Below are 22,961 nucleotides of genomic sequence, written 5' to 3' on the forward strand. Positions count from 1 at the left end.
TGGGCGAGGACGACTGGCGCTGGCACATGTACGACACGGTAAAGGGCTCCGACTGGCTGGGCGACCAGGACGCCATCGAGTACATGGTGCGCGAGGCGGTGCCGGCGATCCTCGAGCTCGAGCACTACGGCATGCCCTTCAGCCGCACCGAGGAGGGCAAGATCTATCAGCGCCCCTTCGGCGGCATGACCACCCACTTCGGCGAGGGCATCGCCCAGCGCACCTGCGCGGCGGCCGATCGCACCGGCCATGCCATGCTGCACACGCTCTATCAGCAGAGCCTGCGCCGCCACGCCGAGTTCTTCATCGAGTACTTCGCCCTCGACCTGATCATGGAAGATGGCTCCTGCCGCGGCCTCATGGCCTGGAATCTGGACGACGGCACCATCCACCGCTTCAAGGCGCAGATGGTGATCATCGCCACCGGCGGCTACGGCCGGGTCTACTTCTCCTGCACCGGCGCCCACACCCAGACCGGCGACGGCAACGCCATGGTGGCGCGTGCCGGCCTGCCGCTGCAGGACATGGAGTTCGTGCAGTTCCATCCCACCGGCATCTACGGCGCCGGTACCCTGATCACCGAGGGCGCGCGCGGTGAGGGCGGCTACCTCACCAACTCCGAGGGCGAGCGCTTCATGGAACGCTACGCGCCCTCGGCCAAGGACCTGGCGAGCCGCGACGTGGTGAGCCGCGCCATGACCATGGAGATCCGCGACGGCCGCGGCGTCGGTGGGGGCAGCGACCACATCCATCTGCATCTTGAGCACCTGGATCCGGCGCTGCTCCACGAGCGCCTGCCCGGCATTTCCGAATCGGCGCGCATCTTCGCCGGCGTCGACGTCACCAAGGAGCCGATCCCGGTGCTGCCCACCTGCCACTACAACATGGGTGGCATCCCGGCGCTGTTCAGCGGCGAGGCGGTGACCGAGAAGAACGGCAACCCCAACACCGTGGTCCCGGGCCTGATGGCTATCGGAGAGGCGGCCTGCGTTTCGGTGCACGGCGCCAACCGCCTGGGCTCCAACTCGCTGCTCGACCTGGTGGTCTTCGGCCGCTCGGCCGCCAAGCGCTGTGCCGAGATCCTGACGCCCGGCGATTCCCAGCGGCCCTTGCCCGAAGATGCCGGTGACAACTCCCTGGACCGCCTGGACAAGGCGCGCCACGCTAAGGGCGGCACCACCACCGCAGACCTGCGCTTGGAAATGCAGCAGGCCATGCAGAACCATGCGGCGGTGTTCCGCACCGGCGAGTCCATCGGCGAGGGCGTGGAGAAGCTGAACGCCGCCTGGCAGAAGCGCGGCGATGTTTCGGTGAGCGACCGCTCGATGATCTGGAACTCTGATCTGGTGGAGACCCTGGAGCTGGATAACCTGATGTTCCAGGCCAAGGTGACCATGGAGTCGGCGGCCAACCGCACCGAAAGCCGCGGCGCCCACGCCCGTGAGGACTATCCCGACCGCGACGACGTGAACTGGATGAAGCACACGCTGGTCTGGTGCGACGAAGACGGCAAGGTCAGCTTCGGCAGCCGCCCGGTGAGCCTCAACACCCTGACCAACGAAGTGCAGACCTTCCCGCCCAAGGCGCGGGTTTACTGACAAATCACCGGAAGCTCAGCGCGAGAGAAAGGTTTCGATGGTCGAGTTCGTCCTTCCCGCCAATTCGAAGATCGGCAGCGGCAAGTCCTGGCCGAAGCCGGCCGGCGCCGCCAAGACCAAGACCTTCAAGGTCTACCGCTGGAATCCCGACGACGGCGAGAACCCCAAGGTCGACAGCTTCGAGGTCGACCTGGAGGCCTGCGGGCCGATGGTTCTCGACGCGCTGATCAAGATCAAGAACGAGATCGATCCGACCCTGACCTTCCGGCGCTCCTGCCGCGAGGGGGTCTGCGGCTCCTGCGCCATGAACATCGACGGCACCAACACCCTGGCCTGCACCAAGTACCTCAGCGAGATCGACGGCGAGGTGAAGGTCTATCCGCTGCCCCATATGCCGGTGGTGAAGGATCTGGTGCCGGACCTCACCCAGGTCTATGCGCAGTACGCTTCCATCGAGCCCTGGCTGAAGTCGGAGACTCCGGCGCCGGAGCGCGAGCGCCCGCAGAGCCCGGAGGAGCGCGCCAAGCTGGACGGCCTCTGGGAGTGCATCCTCTGCTTCTCCTGTTCCACCTCTTGCCCCAGCTACTGGTGGAACGGCGACCGCTACCTCGGCCCGGCCATCCTGTTGCAGGCCTATCGCTGGATCGCCGACAGCCGCGACGAGGCGACCGGCGAACGGCTCGACCAGCTTGAAGACCCCTTCCGGCTCTACCGCTGCCACACCATCATGAACTGCACCAAGACCTGCCCCAAGAGCCTCAACCCCGCCAAGGCTATCGCCGAGATCAAAAAGCTGATGGTCGAGCGCAAGGGCTAGGCGACAGCGATCAATTGGTGCTGATCGCACCTTCCAAGCATCAACGCGCCCGCTGAACCGAATGCTGGCGCGAATCGTTACCGCCATCCTGCTCGGTGTGATCTGGGTCTTCTATCTGGCGTTCCTTGGCGGCATGGCTCTGGAGGCAGAGCTCTGGGTCATGATCCTCTTTCCGACAGCCTACCTGGTCACGATCGGGGCTGTCTTCGCCATACCCTGGATTCATAGGCCGCATCCCGGCATCGGTGGAGCAATTCGCACGTTGTTGATGCTGACCGCGGCGCCCAGTGTCGTCGTCCTCTACGCCACAGGCTGGTCGCTGGCCGGTTGGTGGAAGCTGATTGCGCTCAATGCAGTCTTTGCGGTGACGGCCCTTATTGCCTTTCGTGCACTCGTGGGCTTTGAGGGTCAGCGGCGTTAGGGCGGAAAAGCCGGACTTCTGAAGGGTGCCTCAGCCGCAGTATCGCTGGCGAAAACCGGCGGCATCTCCTATGTGTCTCTGGATGATCGTACGGACAACAATGGCAGTTATTCTGGCCGGCGCCGCCGGAACCCTCGCCAACGCGGCGGCGGCCGGTCTGTTCCTGCGTCCAGACCTCTTCGAGCGGCTGGCGGTGGTGCCGAACCGCTATGTCATCGGCATCGTCTTCGCGGCTTTGGTCCCAGTGATCTACCGCTTGCTGCGCGGCGCCCGGGGGGCGGTGCTGGCGCTGGCCGTCCTGACCCTGGCGCCCTCGCTGCTGGCCAAGCTCGGCCTCGGCGCGGTGACCGCCTGGCCGACGGTCCTGGCGCTGAACTTCGTCTACGGCCTCACCGCCCTGGTGGTCTATCGGCTGGTGCAGCGCTGACCGCGCCCAAGTGGTCTGCCGTTTCTGGCCAGGAGTGGTTCTTTCAGCGGGCCAGATGGCTCCCTAATCTAGCCTACCGCGTTCTCAAATCCGGAAGCTTTGCTATGTTCGTGCCCAAGGCTTTTCGCCTGGACGACCGCCAACAGATTGCCGAGGTGGTGCGGCGCTACGACTTCGGCCTGCTGGTGACCGCGCCCGCGGGCGTCCCTCAGGCGACCCATCTGCCCTTCGCTTTCGACCCCGATCCCGGCCCCGATTCCGGACCGGAAGGCACCCTCTGGGCCCATATGGCCCGGGCCAACCCGCAGTGGCACGACTTCGCGGCGCTGGCCGAGGCGGGCGGTGAGGCTCTAACGATCTTTCAGGGGCCGCACAGCTACGTCTCCCCGGCCTGGTACGGTGGCGGACCGCCCACCGTTCCGACCTGGAACTACGTAGCGGTCCATGCCTACGGCCTGCCGGAGATCATCGACGACCCGGCGGAGGTCCGCGCCTTGCTGGAGCGCCTGGTCAGCGTCCCGGAATCGGAAATGGACAAACCCTGGACCACCGCCGGCCTGGAGGAGCGCTTCATGACGTCCATGATGCGCGGCGTGGTGGCCTTCAAGATTCCGCTCACCCGCCTGGAAGCGAAGGCCAAGCTCAGCCAGAATAAGACGCCCGCGCAGCTTGCCGCCGCGACGACGGTTCTGGAGGATGCACAGGAGCCTCTGGCGCGCGAAACCGGCCAGTGGATGCGTGCGGCCCTGGATCGCTTGGGGAGGGAGGAAACCGCCGGCGATGACGGAGGAGGAGAGGTCTCCTAAGGCCGAGGGGCGCCGACTCTCGCGGGGCTCGCGCTTCTGGCTCATCGTCACGGCGGTGCTGCTGGTCCTGGCGCCGGTCAGCCTCTATCTCGCCACCCAGCCGCCCGACGCCGAGGGCCAATTCAACGCCAGGACTTTCGACCTGCAGGCCCATCGCGGCGCCAAGGGGCTGCTGCCGGAAAACACCCTGCCGAGCTTTGAGAAGGCCCTGGCCCTGGGGGTCACCACCCTGGAACTGGACACGCTGATCACCGCCGACGGCGTCATCATCGTGCACCACGACCGTACGCTGGCGCCGGGGCGCACCCGCGACGCGACCGGCGCCTGGCTGGCCGAAGAGGCCACGGTTCCCTTCATCGAACTGCGCCATGCCGAGCTCGCGGCCTACGACATCGGCCGCGCCAGGCCTGGCAGCCAGGTGGCGGAGCGCTTTCCGGACCAGCAGGGACTGGACGGCGTGCGCATTCCCACCCTGGCGGAGGTCTTCACGGCCATGGAGGCGCTGAGCGGGGGCCGGATCCGCTACAACATCGAAGCCAAACCCACGCCGGCAAATCCGGCACTCTCAGCCCCGCCGGAGGTCTTCGCCCCCGCCCTCATCGCCGTGATCCGGGAGGCCGGCGTCGCCGAGCGCGTGACCATCCAGTCCTTCGACTGGCAGATGCTGAAGCTGGTTCAGGCGCTGGCACCGGAGATTGCAACCGGCTACATGACCGTGGAGCGGCCGTACTTCGACACCTTACGCCGCGGCAAGCCTGAGCCCTCGCCCTGGCTAGAGGGATTTGACATCGACTGGTCGGAGGTCACGCCGCCGGCCGCGGTCAAGGCGGCGGGCGGTTCGGTCTGGGCCCCCTTCTTCCGCAACCTGACGGAGGAAGACCTGAGGGAGGCCCAAGCTCTGGGCCTGCGGGTGGTCGTCTGGACGGTGAACGATCCGGAGATCATGGCCTCGCTGATCGACTTCGGCGTCGACGGCATCGTCACCGACTACCCGGACCGCGCCCGCGAGGTGATGGCGGAGAAAGGGTTGGCCCTGCCCCAGACCTTCCCGAGCGACTAGGCGGCCGGATCTAATCCAGGGAGATGTCGCCGGTGATCTCCTCGCTGAGGCCCACCTCTTCGATGGACAGCACCACCTTGGCCTTCAGCGTCTCGGTCCCGCCCAGCTTCCCGCTGTCGATGGCGGCGCGCACGGCGCCCTCGATCTCGCGCTGAGAGGTGACGCCGACTTTCTTCAGGAACTTGCGCAGCTCCATGTTGAAGGTTTCTTCGTTCATGCTTTCCGGGCTCCCTAGCTGGTTCGGTTCTGAGACAGCGTTGTCATCTAGATAACGGGCAATGGGAACGGCGCCAAGCCCTCGGCCCAAATGTGAGCCGACAGGGCCGTGAGGGGATGCTAGGATTCGAGGCGGGCACAGAATTGCCGAGAGAAAGGCGACGCCGGAACCAGGGAGATCCGTCATGCTCTTGACCGAAGCACAGCGCACCGAATTCGACCGCGACGGCTATCTCTTCCTGCCGGACGTGTTCTCGGCGGCGGAGGCCGCGCTGCTGCGCGCGGAGGCGCAGCGCGTCTTCGCCCTGGAGCGCGAGGAGGTCTGGCGCGAGAGCTCCGGCGCGGCGCGCACGGCCTTTGCGGCACAGACCTACAGCGAGCCCTTCCGCCGCCTCGGCCTGCATCCGCGCCTGGTGGAGCCGGTGATGCAGTTGCTCGACGGTCCCGTCTATCTGCACCAGTACAAGGTGAACGCCAAGGCGGCCTTCGACGGCGATGTCTGGCAGTGGCACCAGGACTACGGCACCTGGGCACGCGATGACGACATGCCGGAACCGCGGGCGATGAACATCGCGCTCTTCCTGGACGATGTGACGGCGGTGAACGGCCCGCTCATGTTCATTCCACGCAGCCACAGACAGGGGGTCTACGAGGCGGGCCACGACCTGGAGACCACCTCCTACCCGCTGTGGACCCTGGACCGGGCGACCGTGACCCGCCTCGCCGAGGAAGGCGGTATCGTGGCGCCCACCGGGCCCGCCGGGTCGCTGCTGATGTTCCACTGCAACCTCGTGCACGCCAGCCCGCCCAACATCAGCCCCTGGGGCCGCACCATCGTCTATCTCTCGCTCTGCCACGTCGACAACCACATCCGCCGCTTCAAACGGCCGGAGTGGGTGGCCCACCGCGACTTCGCGCCCATCCAGCCCCTGCCCGACGACTGCCTGGCCGAACTCGTTGCCGGCCAGGCCGCGGAATAGGGTAGCGGGGCGCCGGCCATGAACCTTCATGCACTGCTTCGCAAGCGTGCGGCGGAAGACCGGCCGCTGCGCATCGGCCTCATCGGCGCCGGAAAGTTCGGGTCGATGTTTCTGGCCCAGGCGCGGCTGACCCCCGGCTTCCACGTCGCCGGCATCGCCGACCTGGCACCCGAGCGGGCGCGGCGCAGCCTTATCGGCGTCGGCTGGCTGGACTCGCTGTTTGCCGCCAGGGACATCGACGAGGCTCTGGCCAAAGGCACCACCTGGCTCACCGACGACGCTGAGACCTTGTTCCGCTGCGGTGCCATCGAGGTGATGATCGACGCCACCGGCCATCCGGCCGCCGGCATCCGCCACGCGCGTCTTGCCCGTGAGCACGGCAAGCACATCGTCATGGTGAACGTCGAGGCCGACGCCCTGGCTGGGCCGCTGCTGGCGGCGGAGGCCGAGCAGGCGGGGCTGGTCTACAGCCTCGCCTATGGCGATCAGCCGGCGCTGATCTGCGAGATGGTCGACTGGGCCCGCACCTGCGGCTTTCCCATGGTCGCCGCTGGCAAGGGCACCAAGTATCTGCCGGACTATCACAGTTTGACGCCGGACGGCGTCTGGGACCGCTATGGCATCTCCGCCGAGGATGCGGCGGCGGGCGGCATGAACCCGCAGATGTTCAACTCCTTCATGGACGGCACCAAGTCGGCGATCGAGATGGCCGCCGTCGCCAACGCCACCGGGCTGACCCCGGCACCGGATGGGCTCGCCTTTCCGCCGGTCGCTGTGGACGACCTCGCCACAGCGCTGCGCCCGTCTGGTGAAGGTGGCTGTCTGCATCACAAGGGCCAGGTGGAAGTGGTCTCCTCCCTGGCGCGCGACGGCCGCGAACTCGACGGCGATCTGCGCTGGGGCGTCTATGTCGTCTTCGAGGCGCCGAGCGAATACGCCCGGCGCTGCTTCGGCGAGTACGGCCTGGCCACCGATCCGAGCGGGCGCTATGCGGCCATGTACAAACCCTATCATCTGATCGGTCTGGAGCTGGGCATCTCTGTGGCCTATGCCGGGCTGCTGGGTCAGGCCACCGGCGCAGCGCGGGGCTGGCAGGGCGATGTGGTCGCCGTCGCAAAGCGCGATCTCGAATCCGGCGAGGTGCTGGACGGCGAAGGCGGCTTCACCGTCTGGGGCAAACTGATGCCGGCGACGGACAGTCTGCGTGTTGGCGGTCTGCCCTTGGGTCTGGCCCAGGGGCTCCGGCTGGACCGGCCGGTCGCCGAGGGAACCGCGCTCACCTGGGACGACGTGAGCGTCGATGAAAGCGATGCGGCGGTGGCCTGCCGCCGCGAGATGGAGCGGCGCTTCGCGCCCGCGTCGGCCAACGCCGCCGAGTAAACGGCGGCCGGTCCCAAAGGACCCGATTCCTGTCGGTCACGGTGGGGTCAAGCCCCCGTGACCGCCGCTTGCTGATCTCCCCGACGCTCCCCATATATCGCTGTGAGGACTTACTCATTTGGGTTCGGAATCGTTCCGAGGACCTAAAGCGGATGTACCACCATCGGGACCATGGGACGTCCGCACCGGCTTGTGACAGAAGCCGGCGATCAAAGGGCTTAGCGGCGGTGCCGAAGGCGTAAAGCCTTGGTATTGCAGAAAGGCTCCGGCTCAGCCGGAAGAGTCCAGCCCTTGTGGCAATTGCCACCGCATCTCCAGAGCGACGAAGGCACGATCGGTCCCAGGCTCGGGAACTTCCCGGCCGTTCGCGACGGTCGCTCTGTAAGGCCGATGAACTGATGCACTTGGACTGACAGGCCCGTCGCAGTTGTGAAAAGGAGGCGTTAGCCATGAGCAAGAAGATTGCATCTCAGGGGAGCCTGCGGAAGCGCGTGAGCGCGTCAGTCTTTGCGTTCGCGCTGTCGGCCCCCTTGGCCCTTGCGGCCATCACCGCGCAGTCCGGCACGGCCCATGCCCAGGGTGCCCAGTGCGCCCCGCGCGACACCGTGCTGAAGACCCTGTCGAAGAACTACGACGAGCGGCCGGTCAGCGTCGGCGTCACCTCCGCGGGTTCGCTCGTCGAGGTGCTGGCCAGCCCCAACGGCAGTTGGACCATCGTGGTCACCGCCCCCGGCGGACCGACCTGCATGGTCTCTTCCGGCGAAGGTTGGCGCAACGCGCCGATGCAGATGGCCCAGGACCCCGCGGTCTGAGTTTCCGATAGAGACAAGCCGCGTTCAGGCGGCTGTCATAGTGAGCTGGCAATATGGCAGTTGTCAGCTCACTCGGCCGCGATGAACGCGGGCCCCTTCCCACACGGGCCGACCGGGATATTCCAAATAGGTCGGTCGGCTCAAACGTCCTGGTTCAATGCCCGAAGAACGGCTGCGGGCTCCTTGTGTATGACGTTCAGCAGAACCAGCGCTGGACCACGGGGAAACCTCTGACCCTGTTCCCATTTGCGTAGCGTGTGAGCGCTGATGCCGAAAACCCGGGCGAAGTTCTCTTGGGAAAGGCCAAGCTTCTTACGCGCGGCTGCAACGTCCACGTCAGGGACTTCGACTCTGTGAATCCTGGCCTTGCCTTTATCCCCCTTTGCGAAGGCGATGGCATCCTCAAGACCCGATTCGATCGCATCAAAAGCATCCTTGGCCATCAGTCTGCTCCGTAGGTTCTGCGTATGGCGACTACCAGATTCTTGAGCTTCCTGCGCTCGTCACTGGTCAGGTTGTCTTTCTCTTTTTTGGCGAAGACAGTGAGCAGGAACACTGGCATCGTTTCGTTGTAGAAGTAGTAGACGATCCGAACGCTGCCGCTCTTTCCTTTGCCCTGCGTGGCAAAACGCAGCTTGCGAATGCCACCGGTTTCCCTCATCACCAACCCGGCTTTGGGGTCGGCTGCCAGGAGTTCAATGACCTGCGTCTTCTCTTCTGCCGACAACCGGGTCTTCGCACGAGCCTCGAATGCGGCCGTTTCGGCGACTGTGATTAGCGAACCCTGTGTCACGCAAATATATAGCCCAATGGGTTAGTCAAATCAAGATTGAGAGCGACCTGTCCGCTGCCTTAGGCCTCAGCAAGCAGAGTCGAAGGCTGTGACGGTTCTGGCGAGGCCGTCGAAGAGATCCAGCATGCAGTGCCGCCAGGCGCGCAGTGCGGTTTCTTCCGGGGCCAGGATGTCCTGGTCGCAGACCGAGCGCGCCCACTGGAACTCGGCGAAGGCCAGGTAGTCCGCGTAGGCCGGCCGCTCGCCGCAGACGAAGGGCGACTCGGCCAGGCGCTGGCGCAGCGGCTCCAGCACCGGGTCGAGGGCTTCCAGGTAGACCGCCCTGCGCGCCACCAGCTGCTCCAGGCTCTGGCCCCAGCGCGCCTCGCGGGTGCGCCGGTAATAGTCGCGGTCGTCGGGATCGGCCACGGCGTGCAGGTAGGGGGCCAGGATCGGCCCCAGCGCCTTCTGCAGCCCGTGGTCGACCCAGAGGTTGGTGAAGCGGGTCAGCGCCCGGCCGCCGGGGCCGCCGAACAGCGAGGGGGCGTCAGGATAGTTGTCTTCCAGATAGCAGGCGATGTTCCAGGAATCGCTGACCACGCTCTCGCCGTCCACCAGCACCGGCACCTTGGATTGGCCGCTGAAGGCGACGAGATCGGCCTCGGTGAACTTCACCGGGCGGTACGCCGGCGTCAGCCCCTTGTGCGCCAGGGCGAGACGCGCGCGCCAGCAATAGGGGCTGGGGCGGCGGTCGTCGGAACACACCCGCTCGTAGAGGATCAAAGACATGGGGCGCTCCCTTTTTTCCGGTCTCGCATGGTCTGAGACCCGCCGCATCGTGGCGAAGCCGCGGGCTTCTGCCAAGGGACAGGGATAAGACCGCGGCTGATTGTCGGCAGACAAAGCAGCGCTTGTCCGGCGTTCGCGGCGCGCGCTAAGGTTTTGCCTGACGGACGGTCGCTTCCGCCGCATCCCGGCCTTCTCCGCGCACTCGACCCTGGGCCCGCCGCGGGCCCGGCCCTTTTGGAGGAAGGCTGCGGCCGCTCATGTTCAATTCATCTCTCTACGGCATCACGGTGCTGATCTGGGGCACCACCTGGATCGCCATCAGCTATCAGGTCGGCACGGTGGCGCCGGAGCTCTCCGTCGGTTACCGCTTCGTCATTGCCGCCGCCCTGGTCTTCGTCTGGGCGATCATCCTGCGCCAGAGCCTGCGCTTTGCCTGGCGGACCCACCTGCTGTTGGCGGCCATGGGGCTCTGCCTGTTCTCGGTCAACTTCTACCTCTTCTATCAGGCGGCGGCCTACCTCACCTCCGGGCTGCTGGCGGTGGTCTTCTCCACCGCCTCGGTGATGAACATCGTCAACGGTCGCATTCTGCTGGGCCGCCGCTCCGAGCCGCGCACCCTCCTCGGTGCCCTGATGGGAATCTGCGGCGTCGCCCTGATGTTCTGGCCGGAGGTGCAGAGCTTCGATCTGGCCGATGCGGGCGTCGCCGGCCTGCTGCTCTCCCTCGGCGGCACGTTTTGTTTCTCCTTGGGCAATATCGCGTCGGCCCGGGCCCAGGCGCAGGGGCTGCCGGTCATCTCCTGCACCGCCTGGGGCATGGCCTACGGCGCGCTGGCGATGTGCGCCCTGGCCCTCGTCAACGGGGCGGAGGTCACCTTCGATCCGCGCCCGGCCTATGTGATCTCCCTGCTCCATCTCGCGGTCTTCGGCTCGGTGCTGGCTTTCGGTGCCTACCTGACGCTGCTGGGCCGCATCGGGGCCGACCGCGCCGCCTATGCCACGGTGTTGTTTCCGCTGGTCGCCCTGGCGATCTCCACGGTGGTGGAGAATTATGTCTGGACTCCCACCGCGCTGGTCGGCGTGGTGCTGGTGTTGGCGGGCAACCTCCTGGTGCTGCTGCGCCCGAGAGCCAAGGTTCGACGCGCGGCGGCGGAATAGCCAAGGGGAAAGGGAAACGGACAATGGCGGGAACTTTGCTGGTCACCGGCGCCAGCCGCGGGATCGGTGCGGCGGTGGCGCGCCTCGGCGGCGAGCGCGGCTACGCCGTCTGCGTCAACTATCAGGCTTCGGCGGCCGCGGCTGAGGCGGTGGTCGAGACCATCCGCGCGGCTGGCGGCACCGCGCTGGCGGTGCAGGCCGACGTGGCGCGGGAGGAGGAGGTCGAGCGCCTCTTCGCGAAAGTCGATGCCGAGCTGCCGCCCCTGGCCGCCCTGGTGAACAACGCCGGCCTGGCCGGCAAGGTGGACCGCATGGAGGACGCGCCCGCCGAGACCATCCGTCAGGTCATGGACCTGAACGTGCTGGGCAGCATCTGGTGTGCCCGGGCCGCGGTGCGCCGCATGGCACGGCGCCACGGCGGGCGGGGCGGCGCCATCGTCAACATCTCCTCCGGCGCCGCCACCCTCGGCAGCCCCGGCGAGTACGTCTGGTACGCCGCCTCCAAGGGCGCGATCGACAGTCTCACCGTCGGCCTGGCCCGGGAGAACGCCGGCGAGGGCATTCGCGTCAATGCCGTGGCACCGGGTTTCGTGAACACCGAAATCCATGCCGCTTCGGGCATGCCGGACCGCCTTGAGAAGATTGCCCCGACCATGCCCATCGGCCGTGCCGCCGAGCCTGAGGAGATCGCCGAAGCGGTGCTCTGGCTGCTGTCCGACGCCGCCTCCTACACCACCGGTGCGGTCCTGAGGGTTGCTGGCGGACGCTGAAGCCCTCTGATTCTCCTCAGAAAGTAGCGACGCTCTGGACAGATCGCGCTTTTAGGCGCACAAACGTACAACGATGGTTGGGGGGCATCGGGGGGCCCATAGTCATGAATTGGGGAAGGTTGGTGTTGGTGGTCGCTGCGGTGGTCGGCGTGAGTACGCCCGCTGCGGCACAGGACGGCTTTTATATCGGCATTCGCGCCATCGGGTCGTTGAGCGACCTGGACGACGTCAACACCAGCGGATTCACAGGCGCTGCGAACGTCGAACACGACGACGATGCCGTCGCCGGTCTCGGCGGCATGATCGGCTATCGCTGGCAGGACCTCCCGCTGCGCACGGAGATCGAAGGCAGCTACCGCTTCCGCTTCGACCTGGATGTGCGCGACGGCGGGCCGCCGACCATCGACTACGAGACCAACATCGCCACCACCTCGGTGCTCTTCAACACCTTCGTGGAGTGGCGCAACGACACCGACTTCACGCCCTTCATCGGCGGCAGCATCGGCTGGGCGCGCCACTCGACGGAAAACGACCGCACCAACCTCGGGACACAGGCGAAGGAGTCCGATGACGCCGACAAGGACAACTTTGCCTGGGGCGCCATGGCCGGCGTGGACTGGCTGTTCTTGGAGAACGTCTCGGCAGAGCTGGCCTACCGCTTCATCAATCTGGGCGATGTCGACGCGGGCAGCTTCTCCACAGGCGACAGCATCGACGCCGACGACTACACCTCCCATGAGGTCCTGCTGTCGTTCAGCTATCGGTTCTGACCGGCGGGGCTGACGACGCCCCGCTGCTTTCCCGCCGCGCTCTTTTCCCGCCCCGCTCTTTTCCGGGCGCCGGCTTTGCCGTAAGTAACGACGCTATGGGCGAAGCTTCCGATTCTGCTTCCGATCTTGCGGCCGCGGATGGGCGTGGCCCGCTGGCGGCCTATCGCGCGCGCCGGCGCGAAGGGCATCTGCGCCACGACCCCGGGCAATTGCTGGCGGCGGAAAAGCTGCAGAGCCTGCACAACGCCCTGCGCGGCTATCAGCCGGCCGGCAACGGCGGCGGCTGGAAAGCGCGCCTGGGTCTGGCGCGGCGCCGGGCCGACCCGCCCCAGGGCCTCTACATCTTCGGCGGTGTGGGCACCGGCAAGTCGATGCTGATGGACCTCTTCTTCGCCGGAGCGCCGCTGGAGCGCAAGCGCCGGGTCCACTTCCACGCCTTCATGCAGGAGGTGCAGGAGCGTCTGCACGCCTGGCGCCAGGACGCCGCCAATGCCGACAAAGGCGATCCCCTGCCGGTGATCGGGGCGGATCTGGCGCAGGAAGCCTGGCTGCTCTGCTTCGACGAGTTCCACGTGGTCAACATCGCCGATGCCATGATCCTCGGCCGGCTCTTCGAGACCCTCTTCGAGAAAGGGGTCGTGGTGGTGGCGACATCCAACTGGCCGCCGGACCGGCTTTACGAGGGCGGCCTGCAGCGCGAGCGCTTCCTGCCCTTCATCGCGCTGGTGAAGCAGCGCCTCGACGTGCTGGAGTTGGACTGCGGCGTCGACTACCGCCAGCAGCGCCTGAAGGACATCACCACCTATCACGCGCCCCTCGGCCCCAAGGCGGAGGCGGCCCTCGACAAGGCCTTCGCCGAGTTGACCGAGGGGGCGACGGCGGCAGCGGATTCCCTGTACTACAAGGGCCGCCAGATCCCGGTGCCTCTGGCCGCGCGCGGGGTCGCGCGCTTCTCCTTCGCCGATCTCTGCGAACAGCCGCTGGGGCCCGGGGACTACCTGGCCATCGCCGGGCTCTATCACACGCTTGTGCTCTCCGGCGTGCCGCGGCTGACGGAGGACAAGCGCAACGAGGCGCGGCGCTTCATGACCCTGATCGACACGCTCTACGAACACCGGGTGAAGCTCATCGTCGCCGCCGACGCACCGCCGGAGCGGCTCTATCCCGCCGGCGACGGCGCGGTCGAATTCCAGCGCACCGTCAGCCGCCTGCAGGAGATGCGCTCGGCCGATTACGTCGCCGCCCAGCACATCACCTGACGGGCACCGGCGAAGAGCAAGCTTGTCGGGCTATCGAGCGGCGCTGCGCCTTGCCCCCGCCCGGAAATCGCGCTACGTAACCCCGGCTTGCATGAGCGCATCCGAAACATGAGAGGCGCCGCGGGCGAGGCTTCTTTTCCACACGACCTTCACAGCTCACATCGATCGAGGATCTAGACCATGGCTCGCAACAAGATCGCGCTTGTCGGTGCCGGTAACATCGGCGGTACTTTGGCCCTGCTCGCCGGCTTGAAGGAGCTGGGTGACGTCGTGCTGTTCGACATCATCGACGGCGTGCCCCAGGGCAAGGCCCTGGACCTGGTGGAGTCCTCCCCGGTCGAAGGCTTCGATGCGAAGTTCGTGGGCGCCAGCAAGTATTCGGCCATCAAGGGCGCCGACGTGGTGATCGTCACCGCCGGCGTCGCCCGCAAGCCGGGCATGAGCCGCGACGACCTCTTGGGCATCAACATCAAGGTGATGAACGCGGTCGGCGAGGGCATCAAGAAGAACTGCCCCAAGGCCTTCGTGATCTGCATCACCAACCCGCTGGATGCCATGGTCTGGGTGCTGCAGCAGGCCAGCGGCCTGCCCGCCAGCCGGGTGGTCGGCATGGCCGGCGTGCTCGACTCGGCGCGCTTCCGTTACTTCCTGGCCGAGGAGCTGAACGTTTCGGTTGAAGACGTCAGCGCCTTCGTGCTCGGCGGCCACGGCGATACCATGGTGCCCATGGTGCGCTATTCGACGGTGGCGGGGATTCCGCTGCCGGACCTCATCAAGATGGGCTGGCTCACCAAGCAGCGCCTCGACCAGATCGTGCAGCGCACCCGCGACGGTGGGGCGGAGATCGTCGGCCTCCTGAAGACCGGCTCGGCCTTCTATGCGCCGGCCTCCTCGGCCATCGCCATGGCCGAATCCTACCTGAAAGACAAGAAGCGGGTGCTGCCCTGCGCGGCCTACCTCTCCGGCCAGTACGGGGTGAAAAACCTCTACGTCGGCGTGCCCTGCGTGATCGGCGCCAAGGGCGTCGAGCGGATCGTGGAGCTCAACCTCAACAAGTCCGAGCAGAGCATGCTCAACAAGTCGGTGGGCGCCGTCCGCGGTCTGGTGGACGCCTGCAAGGGCATGATGAAAAGCGCCAAGGCCGCGGCGAAGAAAGCCAAGGCCTAGCACGGTCGCAGCGGCCCGCGGATCATCTCGGAAAGACGGCCCATGGCAACCGGAACGCTTGCGTCGCTGCCGGTTGCGCTGCTCGGTCGGGGTGCTAAGCTAGCGCGGAAAGCGGCACGAAAGGCCGTGTCTCGGTGATTTCGGCGGGGGGCGCCGGGGGATGCGCAGGCACGGCGGCTGGGAAGATTGGGATGCTAGACGACAGGGCACAGCTTACCGGCTCCCGCTGCTCCATCTCCACCAATCATTGCGAAGCGGCGGTCCATGAACATTCATGAGTATCAGGCCAAGTCACTCTTGGCGAAGTTCGGTGTTGCGGTCCCTAGGGGAGGGGTCGCCTACACGCCCGAGGAGGCCGAGAACGCGGCGCGCGAGCTGGGCGGTCCCATCTGGGTGGTCAAATCGCAGATCCATGCCGGCGGGCGCGGTGCCGGGCGCTTCAAGGACGATCCCGACGGCTCCGGTGGGGTGCGGGTCTGCAAGTCCCTGGACGAGGTCAAGGAAAACGCCCGCAAGATGCTGGGCCACGTGCTGGTCACCAAGCAGACCGGGGCGGCGGGCAAGGAGGTCAAGCGCCTCTATATCGAGGACGGCTGCGACATCGCGCGCGAACTCTATCTCGGCATGCTGATCGACCGGGCCACCAGCCGCATCACCATCATGGCCTCCACCGAGGGCGGCATGGAGATCGAGGAGGTGGCGGCGGCCACGCCGGAGAAGATCCTGAAGCTCGCCATCGACCCGACGGAAGGCTTCATGCCCTACCACGGCCGTAAGATCGCCTTCGGCCTGGGCCTGGAGGGCAAGCAGGTGGGCGCGGCGGTCAAGTTCATCTCCGCCATGTACAAGGCCTTCCTCGCCCTCGATGCCTCCATCGTCGAGATCAATCCGCTGGTGGTCACCGGCGGCGGCGAGGTTATCGCCCTCGATGCCAAGATGAATTTCGACGACAACGCGCTGTTCCGCCACAAGGACGTGGCCGACATGCGCGACGAGGACGAAGAAGACGCCATGGAGCTGGAGGCTGCGCGCCACGAGCTCAACTACATCAAGCTGGACGGCCAGGTGGGCTGCATGGTCAACGGCGCCGGCTTGGCCATGGCCACCATGGACATCAACAAGCTCTACGGCTCCGAACCGGCGAACTTCCTGGACGTCGGCGGTGGCGCCACCAAGGAGCGGGTGACCGCTGCCTTCAAGATCATCCTCTCCGACAAGAACGTCGAGGGCATCCTGGTCAACATCTTCGGCGGCATCATGCGCTGCGACGTCATCGCCGAGGGCGTGGTCGCGGCGGCCCGGGAGGTTGAGCTGCACGTGCCCCTGGTGGTGCGCCTGGAGGGCACCAACGTGGAATTGGGCAAGAAAATTCTGGCCGAATCCGGTCTGCCGATCGTCTCAGCGGACAATCTGGCCGACGCCGCCGAAAAGGTGGTGAAGGCCGTGAAGGAGGCGGCGTGACATGGCGGTGCTGATCGACGCGAACACCAAGGTCATCTGCCAGGGCTTCACCGGCGCCCAGGGGACCTTCCATTCCGAACAGGCCATCGCCTACGGCACCCAGATGGTGGGCGGCGTGACGCCGGGCAAGGGCGGCTCGACCCACCTGGATCTGCCGGTCTTCGACACGGTGGCCGAGGCGGTTGAAAAGACCGGCGCGAATGCCAGCGTGATCTATGTGCCGCCGCCCTTTGCGGGCGATGCGATCCTGGAGGCCATCGACGCCGAGGTCGAGCTGATCGTCTGCATCACCGAAGGCATCCCGGTGCTGGACATGGTGCGCGTGAAGCGCGTTCTGGCCGGCTCCAAATCGCGCCTCATCGGCCCCAATTGCCCTGGAATCATCACGCCGGAGGCCTGCAAGATCGGCATCATGCCGGGCCATATCCACGCCGCGGGCAAAATCGGCGTGGTCTCCCGCTCCGGCACCCTCACTTACGAGGCGGTGGCGCAGACCACGGCGGCGGATCTGGGCCAGACCACCTGCATCGGCATTGGCGGCGATCCGGTGAACGGCACCAATTTCATCGACTGCCTGGAGCTTTTCCTGGCTGACCCCGAGACCGAGGGCATCATCATGATCGGCGAGATCGGCGGCAGCGCCGAGGAAGACGCCGCCGACTTCTACAAGGCATCAAGAAACAAGAAACCCATCTGTGGTTTCATCGCCGGGGTTACCGCCCCGCCGGGCCGCCGCATGGGCCATGCCGGGGCCATCATTGCCGGCGGCAAGGGCGGGGCCGACGACAAGATCGAGGCGCTGAAATCGGCCGGATTCCTGGTCGCGGATTCGCCGGCGAGTTTGGGTTCGACAATGCTGCAAGCCATGGCAGGCTAGGCGGCGCAGAGAGAGAAGGCGGCCTGGCTTGGTATCGCCCCGGCCGGGCCGGGAGAAGCCATGACCATCTATTCCCAGTCGCAAGCCGCGATGCTGGCGGACCTCTACCGCAAGTTCAGCCAGGCCCCGGGCTCCGTGGAGCCGCAATGGCAGGCCTTCTTCGGCGATCTCGACGAGGAAGCCCGCTCGATCATCGAAAAGCTCAACGGCGGCGCCGGTAACGGCGCGGCCGCGCCCGCGGCGGCCGCCGCGCCGGTGGTGCCGGTGACAGGGGCCGATGTCGGCGATGCCGGGGTGCGGGCGGCGACCCTGGATTCGATCCGCGCCCTGATGCTGATCCGCGCCTACCGGGTGCGCGGCCACCTAGAGGCCAATCTCGATCCCCTGGGCCTGAAGCCCATCGAGCCGCATCCGGAACTCGACCCCAAGAGCTACGGCTTCACCGAGGCCGACATGGACCGGCCGATCTTCATCGACAACGTGCTGGGCCTGGAGACCGCCAGCCTGCGCAAGATCGTCGAGGTGGTGCGGGCGACTTACTGCGGCACCATCGGCGTCGAGTTCATGCACATCCAGGACCCGGCCCAGAAGGCCTGGATCCAGGAACGTATCGAATCGATCCGCAACCAGCCCGACTTCACGGTCAACGGCAAGCGCGCGATTCTGGAGCGCCTGACCGCGGCCGAGACCTTCGAGCAGTTCCTTAACAAGAAGTATACCGGCACCAAGCGCTTCGGCCTGGACGGCGGCGAGTCGATGATCCCGGCACTGGAGCAGATCCTCAAGCGTGGCGGCCAGCTCGGCCTGAAAGAGGTGGTCATCGGCATGCCCCACCGCGGGCGCCTCAACGTGCTGGCCAATTTCATGGGCAAGCCCTTCTCGGCGATCTTTTCGGAGTTCGAAGGCGGTGCCGCCCATCCCGAGGACATCGGCGGCTCCGGCGACGTGAAGTACCACCTCGGCACCTCCTCCGACCGCGAGTTCGACGGCAATGTCATCCACCTCTCGCTGACCGCCAACCCCTCTCACCTGGAGGCCGTCAATCCGGTGGTGGTCGGCAAGGTGCGGGCCAAGCAGGAGCAGGGCAAGTACAAGGACCGCGGCCAGGTCATGGCCCTTCTGATGCACGGCGATGCGGCCTTCGCCGGCCAGGGTCTGGTCCCGGAGACCCTCGACCTCTCGGAACTCAAGGGCTACCGCATCGGCGGGACCATCCATTTCATCGTCAACAACCAGATCGGCTTCACCACCAACCCGGTGAACTCCCGCTCCGGGCCCTATTGCTCCGACGTGGCGAAGACCATCCAGGCGCCGATCTTCCACGTGAACGGCGACGATCCGGAGGCGGTGACCCATGTGGCGCGGATCGCCACCGAGTTTCGCCAGACCTTCAACAAAGACGTCATCATCGACATGTTCTGCTATCGCCGCTTCGGCCATAACGAGGGCGACGAACCCGCCTTCACCCAGCCGCTGATGTACAAGGCGATCAACAAGCATCCGACCACCCGCCAGGTCTATGCCCAGAAGCTGGTGGCGCAGAACACCTTCACCCAGGGCGAGGTGGACGGCCTGGTCCAGCAATTCACCGAGCGCCTGGACCAGGACTTCCAGGCCGCCAAGGCCTATAAGCCCAACAAGGCGGACTGGCTGGAGGGTGCCTGGTCCGGCCTCGATGTTGCCCGCGGCTACGATCCGCGGCGCGGCAAGACCGACGTCGAGGGGGAGACCCTGAAGGAGGTCGGCCTGGCGCTGACCAAGGTGCCGGTCGACTTCACGCTCAACCGCAAGATCGCCCGCCAGCTCGAAGCCAAGCGCAAGATGATCGAAAGCGGCGAGGGCATCGACTGGGCGACGGCCGAGGGCCTTGCCTTCGGCACCCTGCTGATCGAAGGCCACCCGCTGCGCCTCTCCGGCCAGGACAGCAACCGCGGCACCTTCTCGCAGCGCCACGCCGCCTTCATCGACCAGGAAACCGAAGCGGTCTACAAGCCGCTCAGCCACATCCGCGAGGAACAGGCGCGTCTGGAGATCGTCGACTCGCCGCTCAGCGAGCTGGCGGTGCTGGGCTTCGAATACGGTTTTTCCCTGGCAGAGCCGCGGGCGCTGGTGATGTGGGAGGCGCAGTTCGGCGACTTCGTCAACGGTGCGCAGATCATCATCGACCAGTTCATCGCCTCGGGCGAATCCAAGTGGCTGCGGCTCTCCGGTTTGGTGATGCTGCTCCCCCACGGCTACGAGGGCCAGGGGCCGGAACACTCCTCGGCGCGCATCGAACGCTTCCTGCAGCTCTGCGGCGAAGACAACCTGCAGGTCGTGAACTGCACCACGCCGGCCAACTACTTCCATGCGCTGCGCCGCCAGTTGCACCGCGAGTTCCGCAAGCCGCTCATCGTGTTCACGCCGAAGTCGCTGCTGCGCCACCGGCGCTGCGTTTCCACCATCGGCGATTTCGGTCCGGGAAGCTGCTTCCACCGGGTGCTCTACTGCGACGACCTGCCGAGCGACAAGAAGGACGCCAAGCAGGTGGTGATCTGCTCCGGCAAGGTCTACTACGACCTCGTGGAGGAGCGGGAGAAGCGCGGCCTCAAGGACGTGCACTTCCTGCGGATCGAGCAGATCTATCCTTTCCCCGCCGACGCCCTGTCCCAGGAACTGGAGCCCTACAAGCACTGCGACCTGGTCTGGTGCCAGGAGGAACCGCGCAACATGGGGCCCTGGGCCTTCGTGTCCACTTTCATCGAGGAGGTGGCCGAGGAGGTCGGCTTCAAGACGCCGCGGCCGCGCTATGCCGGCCGGCCCTCGGCGGCCTCGCCGGCCACCGGCTCCCACAAGCGCCACGTTGCCGAGCAGGCGGCGCTGCTCGACGATGCGCTGACCCTCGGCAAGAAGGCCATGGGGCGCATCCAGTCGCGCAAGGCCGCGGCGGAGGAAATGGCGAAGAAGGGCAAGCGCAAAGGCCAGGCTGCCGAGTAAAACCACCGGACGGCGGCCCGCCAAGAGAGGACAGACGAGACAGACATGGCAACAGACATCGTGGTGCCCACCCTGGGCGAATCGGTCAGCGAGGCGACGGTCGCCCAATGGCTGAAGAAGCCCGGCGATGCCGTCGCGGTCGACGAGCCTCTGGTCGAACTGGAAACCGACAAGGTGACCCTGGAGGTCAATGCCACCGCCGCCGGCGTGCTGGCGGAGGTGATCGCCGGGGAAGGCGATAACGTCGAGGTGGGCGCGCTTCTGGGGCGCATCGGCGAAGGGGCCGGTGCAACCGCGCCTGCGGCGCCTGCGGCGAGCCCGGAGCCGGCCGCGGAAGCGGCGCCCGAGGCGGCTGCAGCTGCGCCGGCACCCGCTCCCGCCCCTGGCGGCAACGGCAAGGCGGTGGACCTGGTGGTGCCGACCCTCGGCGAATCGGTCAGCGAAGCGACGGTTGCCCAGTGGCTGAAGAAGCCCGGCGACGCCGTGGCGGCGGACGAGCCCCTGGTGGAACTGGAAACCGACAAGGTGACCCTGGAGGTCAACGCCCCCTCGGCGGGCACCCTGCAGTCGGTGGCCGCTGAGGAAGGGGCGACCGTTGAGGTGGGTGCGCTCCTGGGTGTCCTGTCAGCGGGCGGTGGCGCGGCTGCGCCGGCTCCAGCCGCCGCAGCGGCGCCCGCGCCGGCACCGGAACCGGCCGCTCCGGCCGCCGCGCAGAGCGAGGTTGCCTCCCTCGATCCCGCCGGGGTCACGCGCACCGGCGGCAAGATCACCAAGGCGGACCTGGAAGCCTTCCTGGCCGATGCGGCGGTCGGCAAGCTGGGCCCGGCGGTGCGCAAGCTGGTCGAAGAGAACCAGCTCGATCCCGCCGTCATTCCCGCCACCGGCAAGGACGGGCGGCTGACCAAGGAGGACGTGCAGAACTTCCTCGACGGCAAGACCCAAGCAATGCCGGGGGCGATTCCGGGGGCCATTCCAGCACCGGCTCCCGCGCCGGTCTCCGCCCCGGCGGCGCCGGCGGCGCCGGTTTCCGCCCCGGCAGCGGCGGGCCCGCGCGAGGAGCGGGTGCGCATGCCCAAGCTGCGCCAGACCATCGCCCGCCGCCTCAAGGACGCCCAGAACACCGCGGCCATGCTGACCACCTTCAACGAGGCGGACATGTCGGCGGTGATGGCCCTGCGCGCGCAGTACAAGGACAGCTTCGAGAAGAAGCACGGTGTGAAGCTCGGCTTCTCCTCCTTCTTCACCAAGGCGGTGGTGGGCGCCCTGCAGGAACTGCCGGCGGTCAATGCCCGCATCGACGGCGACGAGATCGTCTACAATCACTTCTACGACATCGCCATGGCGGTCTCCACGCCCAACGGCCTGATGGTCCCGGTGATGCGCGACTGCGACAAGAAGAGCTTCGCCGAGATCGAGAAGGCGCTGGGCGAGCTGGCGGCCAAGGGCCGCGACGGCAAGCTGGGCATGGAGGAGATGACCGGCGGCACCTTCACCATCACCAACGGCGGGGTCTTCGGCTCCATGATGTCGACGCCGATCCTCAACATGCCGCAGTCCGGCATCCTCGGCCTGCACAAGATCCAGCAGCGCCCGGTGGCGGTGAACGGCCAGGTGGAGATCCGGCCGATGATGTATCTGGCGCTCTCCTACGACCACCGCATCATCGACGGCCGCGAGGCGGTGACCTTCCTGGTCCGGGTGAAGGAAGCGATCGAGGACCCGCAACGCCTGCTTATCGGCATGTAGACCGGCGGCAGGCGGCAAGCGGGTGAGCGACGACAGCCTTAGCGATTCCCAGGGGCGGCGCCTGAAGCGTTTGCTGGGGCGGCGGGGCGAGTCGGACTATGAGCTTGATCTGACCGGGCTTGATCTGGCCCATGCCATCGCTTCGGTCGACCGCATGGTCGAGCGCCAACGCTTTCGCGACGAGGAGCGCGCGGTCGCCATCCGCATCGACCCGGCAACGCCGGAGAGCGGCGAAACTCTCTTCGGGCACCTCGGCCGCCATTTGCTGGATCTCATGCGCCGCGGCCTGATCGCCCGGGTGACGCCGCTCTCGCCGGAACACGGGGCCGGCTTCGACGTCATCCTGCCGGCGGGCAGGGAGAAGGCGCCGGAGACAACGGAGGAGAGCGAGACCCTGGCCGACCTCGCCCCGGAAAGCGACGGCGAGGACCCGCCGCCGGGGGTCGGGTAGGTTATCTTCGACTTGCGTCGAAGGCGGTTCCAGGCGGTACAGACCGGATAGATAGCTTACACAGCAGACCGGATAGATGGGTGACAGGTCTAGAAGTCGGCCAGGAGGTGGCCGATGCCCTGGAGAGAGACCTGTGTGATGGATCAACGCATAGCTTTTGTGTCTGCTGCTTTGAGAGACGAGGCGCCGATGAGCGAACTCTGCGCGGCCTTCGGTATCAGTCGGACCACCGGCTACAAGTGGCTGCGG

Annotated in this window: 24 protein-coding genes; 20 read left to right on the plus strand and 4 right to left on the minus strand. The window is 66.6% G+C overall.

What is annotated here, in order from left to right; translation table 11 throughout:
* The 6 genes from sdhA to Q0996_RS14675 all read left to right on the plus strand — a co-directional run.
* On the plus strand, positions 1 to 1,598 hold a 1,598-nt coding region (gene sdhA, locus Q0996_RS14650), incomplete at its 5' end, for a succinate dehydrogenase flavoprotein subunit (protein WP_299621082.1).
* Positions 1,599 to 1,635: 37 nt separating this feature from the next.
* The gene (locus tag Q0996_RS14655) at positions 1,636 to 2,415 is read left to right on the plus strand and encodes a succinate dehydrogenase iron-sulfur subunit (protein WP_299621086.1); all 780 of its coding nucleotides are present in this window, start codon (positions 1,636 to 1,638) and stop codon (positions 2,413 to 2,415) included.
* Positions 2,416 to 2,476: 61 nt separating this feature from the next.
* Positions 2,477 to 2,836 (plus strand): hypothetical protein, encoded by a 360-nt coding sequence (locus tag Q0996_RS14660; RefSeq protein WP_299621089.1) that lies wholly within the window; start codon positions 2,477 to 2,479, stop codon positions 2,834 to 2,836.
* A gap of 100 nt (positions 2,837 to 2,936) precedes the next feature.
* Positions 2,937 to 3,263 (plus strand): hypothetical protein, encoded by a 327-nt coding sequence (locus Q0996_RS14665; RefSeq protein WP_299621092.1) that lies wholly within the window; start codon positions 2,937 to 2,939, stop codon positions 3,261 to 3,263.
* A 104-nt stretch (positions 3,264 to 3,367) separates the two neighbouring features.
* On the plus strand, positions 3,368 to 4,069 hold the full coding sequence (locus tag Q0996_RS14670) for an FMN-binding negative transcriptional regulator (protein ID WP_299621095.1): 702 nt from the start codon (positions 3,368 to 3,370) through the stop codon (positions 4,067 to 4,069).
* Positions 4,044 to 5,129, plus strand: coding sequence for a glycerophosphodiester phosphodiesterase (locus tag Q0996_RS14675; RefSeq protein WP_299621098.1), 1,086 nt, complete (start codon positions 4,044 to 4,046; stop codon positions 5,127 to 5,129). Before Q0996_RS14670 ends, Q0996_RS14675 begins: the two co-directional genes overlap by 26 nt.
* A gap of 10 nt (positions 5,130 to 5,139) precedes the next feature.
* Here Q0996_RS14675 and Q0996_RS14680 read toward each other — a convergent pair whose 3' ends face one another.
* Positions 5,140 to 5,346 carry a DUF6494 family protein gene (locus Q0996_RS14680; RefSeq protein WP_299621101.1) on the minus strand — a complete coding sequence of 69 codons (207 nt, stop codon included), beginning with the start codon at positions 5,344 to 5,346 and terminating at the stop codon, positions 5,140 to 5,142.
* 184 nt (positions 5,347 to 5,530) lie between these two features.
* Here Q0996_RS14680 and Q0996_RS14685 point away from each other — a divergent pair, with 184 nt between their 5' ends.
* The 3 genes from Q0996_RS14685 to Q0996_RS14695 all read left to right on the plus strand — a co-directional run bounded on the left by Q0996_RS14685 (position 5,531) and on the right by Q0996_RS14695 (position 8,517).
* The gene (locus Q0996_RS14685; protein WP_299621104.1) at positions 5,531 to 6,325 is read left to right on the plus strand and encodes a phytanoyl-CoA dioxygenase family protein; all 795 of its coding nucleotides are present in this window, start codon (positions 5,531 to 5,533) and stop codon (positions 6,323 to 6,325) included.
* Positions 6,326 to 6,343: 18 nt separating this feature from the next.
* Positions 6,344 to 7,705, plus strand: a complete 1,362-nt coding sequence (locus Q0996_RS14690; RefSeq protein WP_299621107.1) for an NAD(P)H-dependent oxidoreductase — start codon at positions 6,344 to 6,346, stop codon at positions 7,703 to 7,705.
* A gap of 491 nt (positions 7,706 to 8,196) precedes the next feature.
* Complete coding sequence (locus Q0996_RS14695) at positions 8,197 to 8,517, plus strand: hypothetical protein (protein ID WP_299621110.1); 321 nt, start codon at positions 8,197 to 8,199, stop codon at positions 8,515 to 8,517.
* A 140-nt stretch (positions 8,518 to 8,657) separates the two neighbouring features.
* On the opposite strand, the gene Q0996_RS14700 is transcribed toward Q0996_RS14695, so the two are convergent.
* The 3 genes from Q0996_RS14700 to Q0996_RS14710 form a co-directional block, all read right to left on the minus strand.
* Positions 8,658 to 8,960, minus strand: a complete 303-nt coding sequence (locus Q0996_RS14700) for a DNA-binding transcriptional regulator (RefSeq protein ID WP_299621113.1) — start codon at positions 8,958 to 8,960, stop codon at positions 8,658 to 8,660.
* The gene (locus tag Q0996_RS14705; RefSeq protein WP_299621116.1) at positions 8,960 to 9,310 is read right to left on the minus strand and encodes a type II toxin-antitoxin system RelE/ParE family toxin; all 351 of its coding nucleotides are present in this window, start codon (positions 9,308 to 9,310) and stop codon (positions 8,960 to 8,962) included. Before Q0996_RS14705 ends, Q0996_RS14700 begins: the two co-directional genes overlap by 1 nt.
* Positions 9,311 to 9,376: 66 nt before the next feature.
* On the minus strand, positions 9,377 to 10,078 hold the full coding sequence (locus tag Q0996_RS14710; protein ID WP_299621119.1) for a glutathione S-transferase N-terminal domain-containing protein: 702 nt from the start codon (positions 10,076 to 10,078) through the stop codon (positions 9,377 to 9,379).
* Between the two features lie 257 nt (positions 10,079 to 10,335).
* Between Q0996_RS14710 and Q0996_RS14715 the strand changes: the two genes are divergently transcribed.
* From Q0996_RS14715 to Q0996_RS25540, 11 genes are all read left to right on the plus strand, one after another.
* Positions 10,336 to 11,235, plus strand: coding sequence for a DMT family transporter (locus Q0996_RS14715; RefSeq protein ID WP_299621123.1), 900 nt, complete (start codon positions 10,336 to 10,338; stop codon positions 11,233 to 11,235).
* A gap of 23 nt (positions 11,236 to 11,258) precedes the next feature.
* Positions 11,259 to 12,005: an SDR family oxidoreductase gene (locus Q0996_RS14720; protein ID WP_299621126.1), complete on the plus strand. Its 747-nt coding sequence runs from the start codon at positions 11,259 to 11,261 to the stop codon at positions 12,003 to 12,005.
* Between the two features lie 104 nt (positions 12,006 to 12,109).
* Complete coding sequence (locus Q0996_RS14725) at positions 12,110 to 12,775, plus strand: outer membrane protein (RefSeq protein WP_299621129.1); 666 nt, start codon at positions 12,110 to 12,112, stop codon at positions 12,773 to 12,775.
* Positions 12,776 to 12,870: 95 nt separating this feature from the next.
* Entirely contained in the window at positions 12,871 to 14,034 is a 1,164-nt protein-coding gene (zapE, locus tag Q0996_RS14730; RefSeq protein ID WP_299621132.1) for a cell division protein ZapE, read from the plus strand.
* Between the two features lie 180 nt (positions 14,035 to 14,214).
* Positions 14,215 to 15,201: a malate dehydrogenase gene (gene mdh, locus Q0996_RS14735; protein ID WP_299621135.1), complete on the plus strand. Its 987-nt coding sequence runs from the start codon at positions 14,215 to 14,217 to the stop codon at positions 15,199 to 15,201.
* A 264-nt stretch (positions 15,202 to 15,465) separates the two neighbouring features.
* Positions 15,466 to 16,662 carry an ADP-forming succinate--CoA ligase subunit beta gene (sucC, locus tag Q0996_RS14740; protein ID WP_299621138.1) on the plus strand — a complete coding sequence of 399 codons (1,197 nt, stop codon included), beginning with the start codon at positions 15,466 to 15,468 and terminating at the stop codon, positions 16,660 to 16,662.
* A 1-nt stretch (position 16,663) separates the two neighbouring features.
* Complete coding sequence (sucD, locus tag Q0996_RS14745; RefSeq protein ID WP_299621141.1) at positions 16,664 to 17,539, plus strand: succinate--CoA ligase subunit alpha; 876 nt, start codon at positions 16,664 to 16,666, stop codon at positions 17,537 to 17,539.
* A 60-nt stretch (positions 17,540 to 17,599) separates the two neighbouring features.
* Positions 17,600 to 20,515: a 2-oxoglutarate dehydrogenase E1 component gene (locus Q0996_RS14750; protein ID WP_299621144.1), complete on the plus strand. Its 2,916-nt coding sequence runs from the start codon at positions 17,600 to 17,602 to the stop codon at positions 20,513 to 20,515.
* A 45-nt stretch (positions 20,516 to 20,560) separates the two neighbouring features.
* Entirely contained in the window at positions 20,561 to 22,261 is a 1,701-nt protein-coding gene (gene odhB, locus Q0996_RS14755; protein WP_299621147.1) for a 2-oxoglutarate dehydrogenase complex dihydrolipoyllysine-residue succinyltransferase, read from the plus strand.
* Positions 22,262 to 22,283: 22 nt separating this feature from the next.
* Positions 22,284 to 22,712: a hypothetical protein gene (locus tag Q0996_RS14760; RefSeq protein WP_299621149.1), complete on the plus strand. Its 429-nt coding sequence runs from the start codon at positions 22,284 to 22,286 to the stop codon at positions 22,710 to 22,712.
* Between the two features lie 138 nt (positions 22,713 to 22,850).
* Positions 22,851 to 22,961: helix-turn-helix domain-containing protein (locus Q0996_RS25540; protein ID WP_299621151.1), on the plus strand; the 111-nt coding region annotated here is incomplete at its 3' end.

This window comes from Pelagibius sp. (genome assembly GCF_028289705.1).
GTDB lineage: Bacteria > Pseudomonadota > Alphaproteobacteria > Kiloniellales > Kiloniellaceae > Pelagibius.

Excerpts from the sequence above, each read along its gene's own strand:
- Q0996_RS14685 (WP_299621104.1), top strand. The coding sequence starts at position 5,531 with ATGCTCTTGACCGAAGCACAGCGCACCGAATTCGACCGCGACGGCTAT.
- sucD (WP_299621141.1), top strand. The coding sequence starts at position 16,664 with ATGGCGGTGCTGATCGACGCGAACACCAAGGTCATCTGCCAGGGCTTC.
- Q0996_RS14715 (WP_299621123.1), top strand. The coding sequence starts at position 10,336 with ATGTTCAATTCATCTCTCTACGGCATCACGGTGCTGATCTGGGGCACC.
- odhB (WP_299621147.1), top strand. The coding sequence starts at position 20,561 with ATGGCAACAGACATCGTGGTGCCCACCCTGGGCGAATCGGTCAGCGAG.
- Q0996_RS14655 (WP_299621086.1), top strand. The coding sequence starts at position 1,636 with ATGGTCGAGTTCGTCCTTCCCGCCAATTCGAAGATCGGCAGCGGCAAG.
- Q0996_RS14725 (WP_299621129.1), top strand. The coding sequence starts at position 12,110 with ATGAATTGGGGAAGGTTGGTGTTGGTGGTCGCTGCGGTGGTCGGCGTG.
- Q0996_RS14710 (WP_299621119.1), bottom strand. The coding sequence starts at position 10,078 with ATGTCTTTGATCCTCTACGAGCGGGTGTGTTCCGACGACCGCCGCCCC.
- Q0996_RS14680 (WP_299621101.1), bottom strand. The coding sequence starts at position 5,346 with ATGAACGAAGAAACCTTCAACATGGAGCTGCGCAAGTTCCTGAAGAAA.
- zapE (WP_299621132.1), top strand. The coding sequence starts at position 12,871 with ATGGGCGAAGCTTCCGATTCTGCTTCCGATCTTGCGGCCGCGGATGGG.
- Q0996_RS14690 (WP_299621107.1), top strand. The coding sequence starts at position 6,344 with ATGAACCTTCATGCACTGCTTCGCAAGCGTGCGGCGGAAGACCGGCCG.
- Q0996_RS14670 (WP_299621095.1), top strand. The coding sequence starts at position 3,368 with ATGTTCGTGCCCAAGGCTTTTCGCCTGGACGACCGCCAACAGATTGCC.
- sucC (WP_299621138.1), top strand. The coding sequence starts at position 15,466 with ATGAACATTCATGAGTATCAGGCCAAGTCACTCTTGGCGAAGTTCGGT.
- Q0996_RS14665 (WP_299621092.1), top strand. The coding sequence starts at position 2,937 with ATGGCAGTTATTCTGGCCGGCGCCGCCGGAACCCTCGCCAACGCGGCG.
- Q0996_RS14700 (WP_299621113.1), bottom strand. The coding sequence starts at position 8,960 with ATGGCCAAGGATGCTTTTGATGCGATCGAATCGGGTCTTGAGGATGCC.
- mdh (WP_299621135.1), top strand. The coding sequence starts at position 14,215 with ATGGCTCGCAACAAGATCGCGCTTGTCGGTGCCGGTAACATCGGCGGT.
- Q0996_RS14720 (WP_299621126.1), top strand. The coding sequence starts at position 11,259 with ATGGCGGGAACTTTGCTGGTCACCGGCGCCAGCCGCGGGATCGGTGCG.
- Q0996_RS14675 (WP_299621098.1), top strand. The coding sequence starts at position 4,044 with ATGACGGAGGAGGAGAGGTCTCCTAAGGCCGAGGGGCGCCGACTCTCG.
- Q0996_RS14750 (WP_299621144.1), top strand. The coding sequence starts at position 17,600 with ATGACCATCTATTCCCAGTCGCAAGCCGCGATGCTGGCGGACCTCTAC.
- Q0996_RS14660 (WP_299621089.1), top strand. The coding sequence starts at position 2,477 with ATGCTGGCGCGAATCGTTACCGCCATCCTGCTCGGTGTGATCTGGGTC.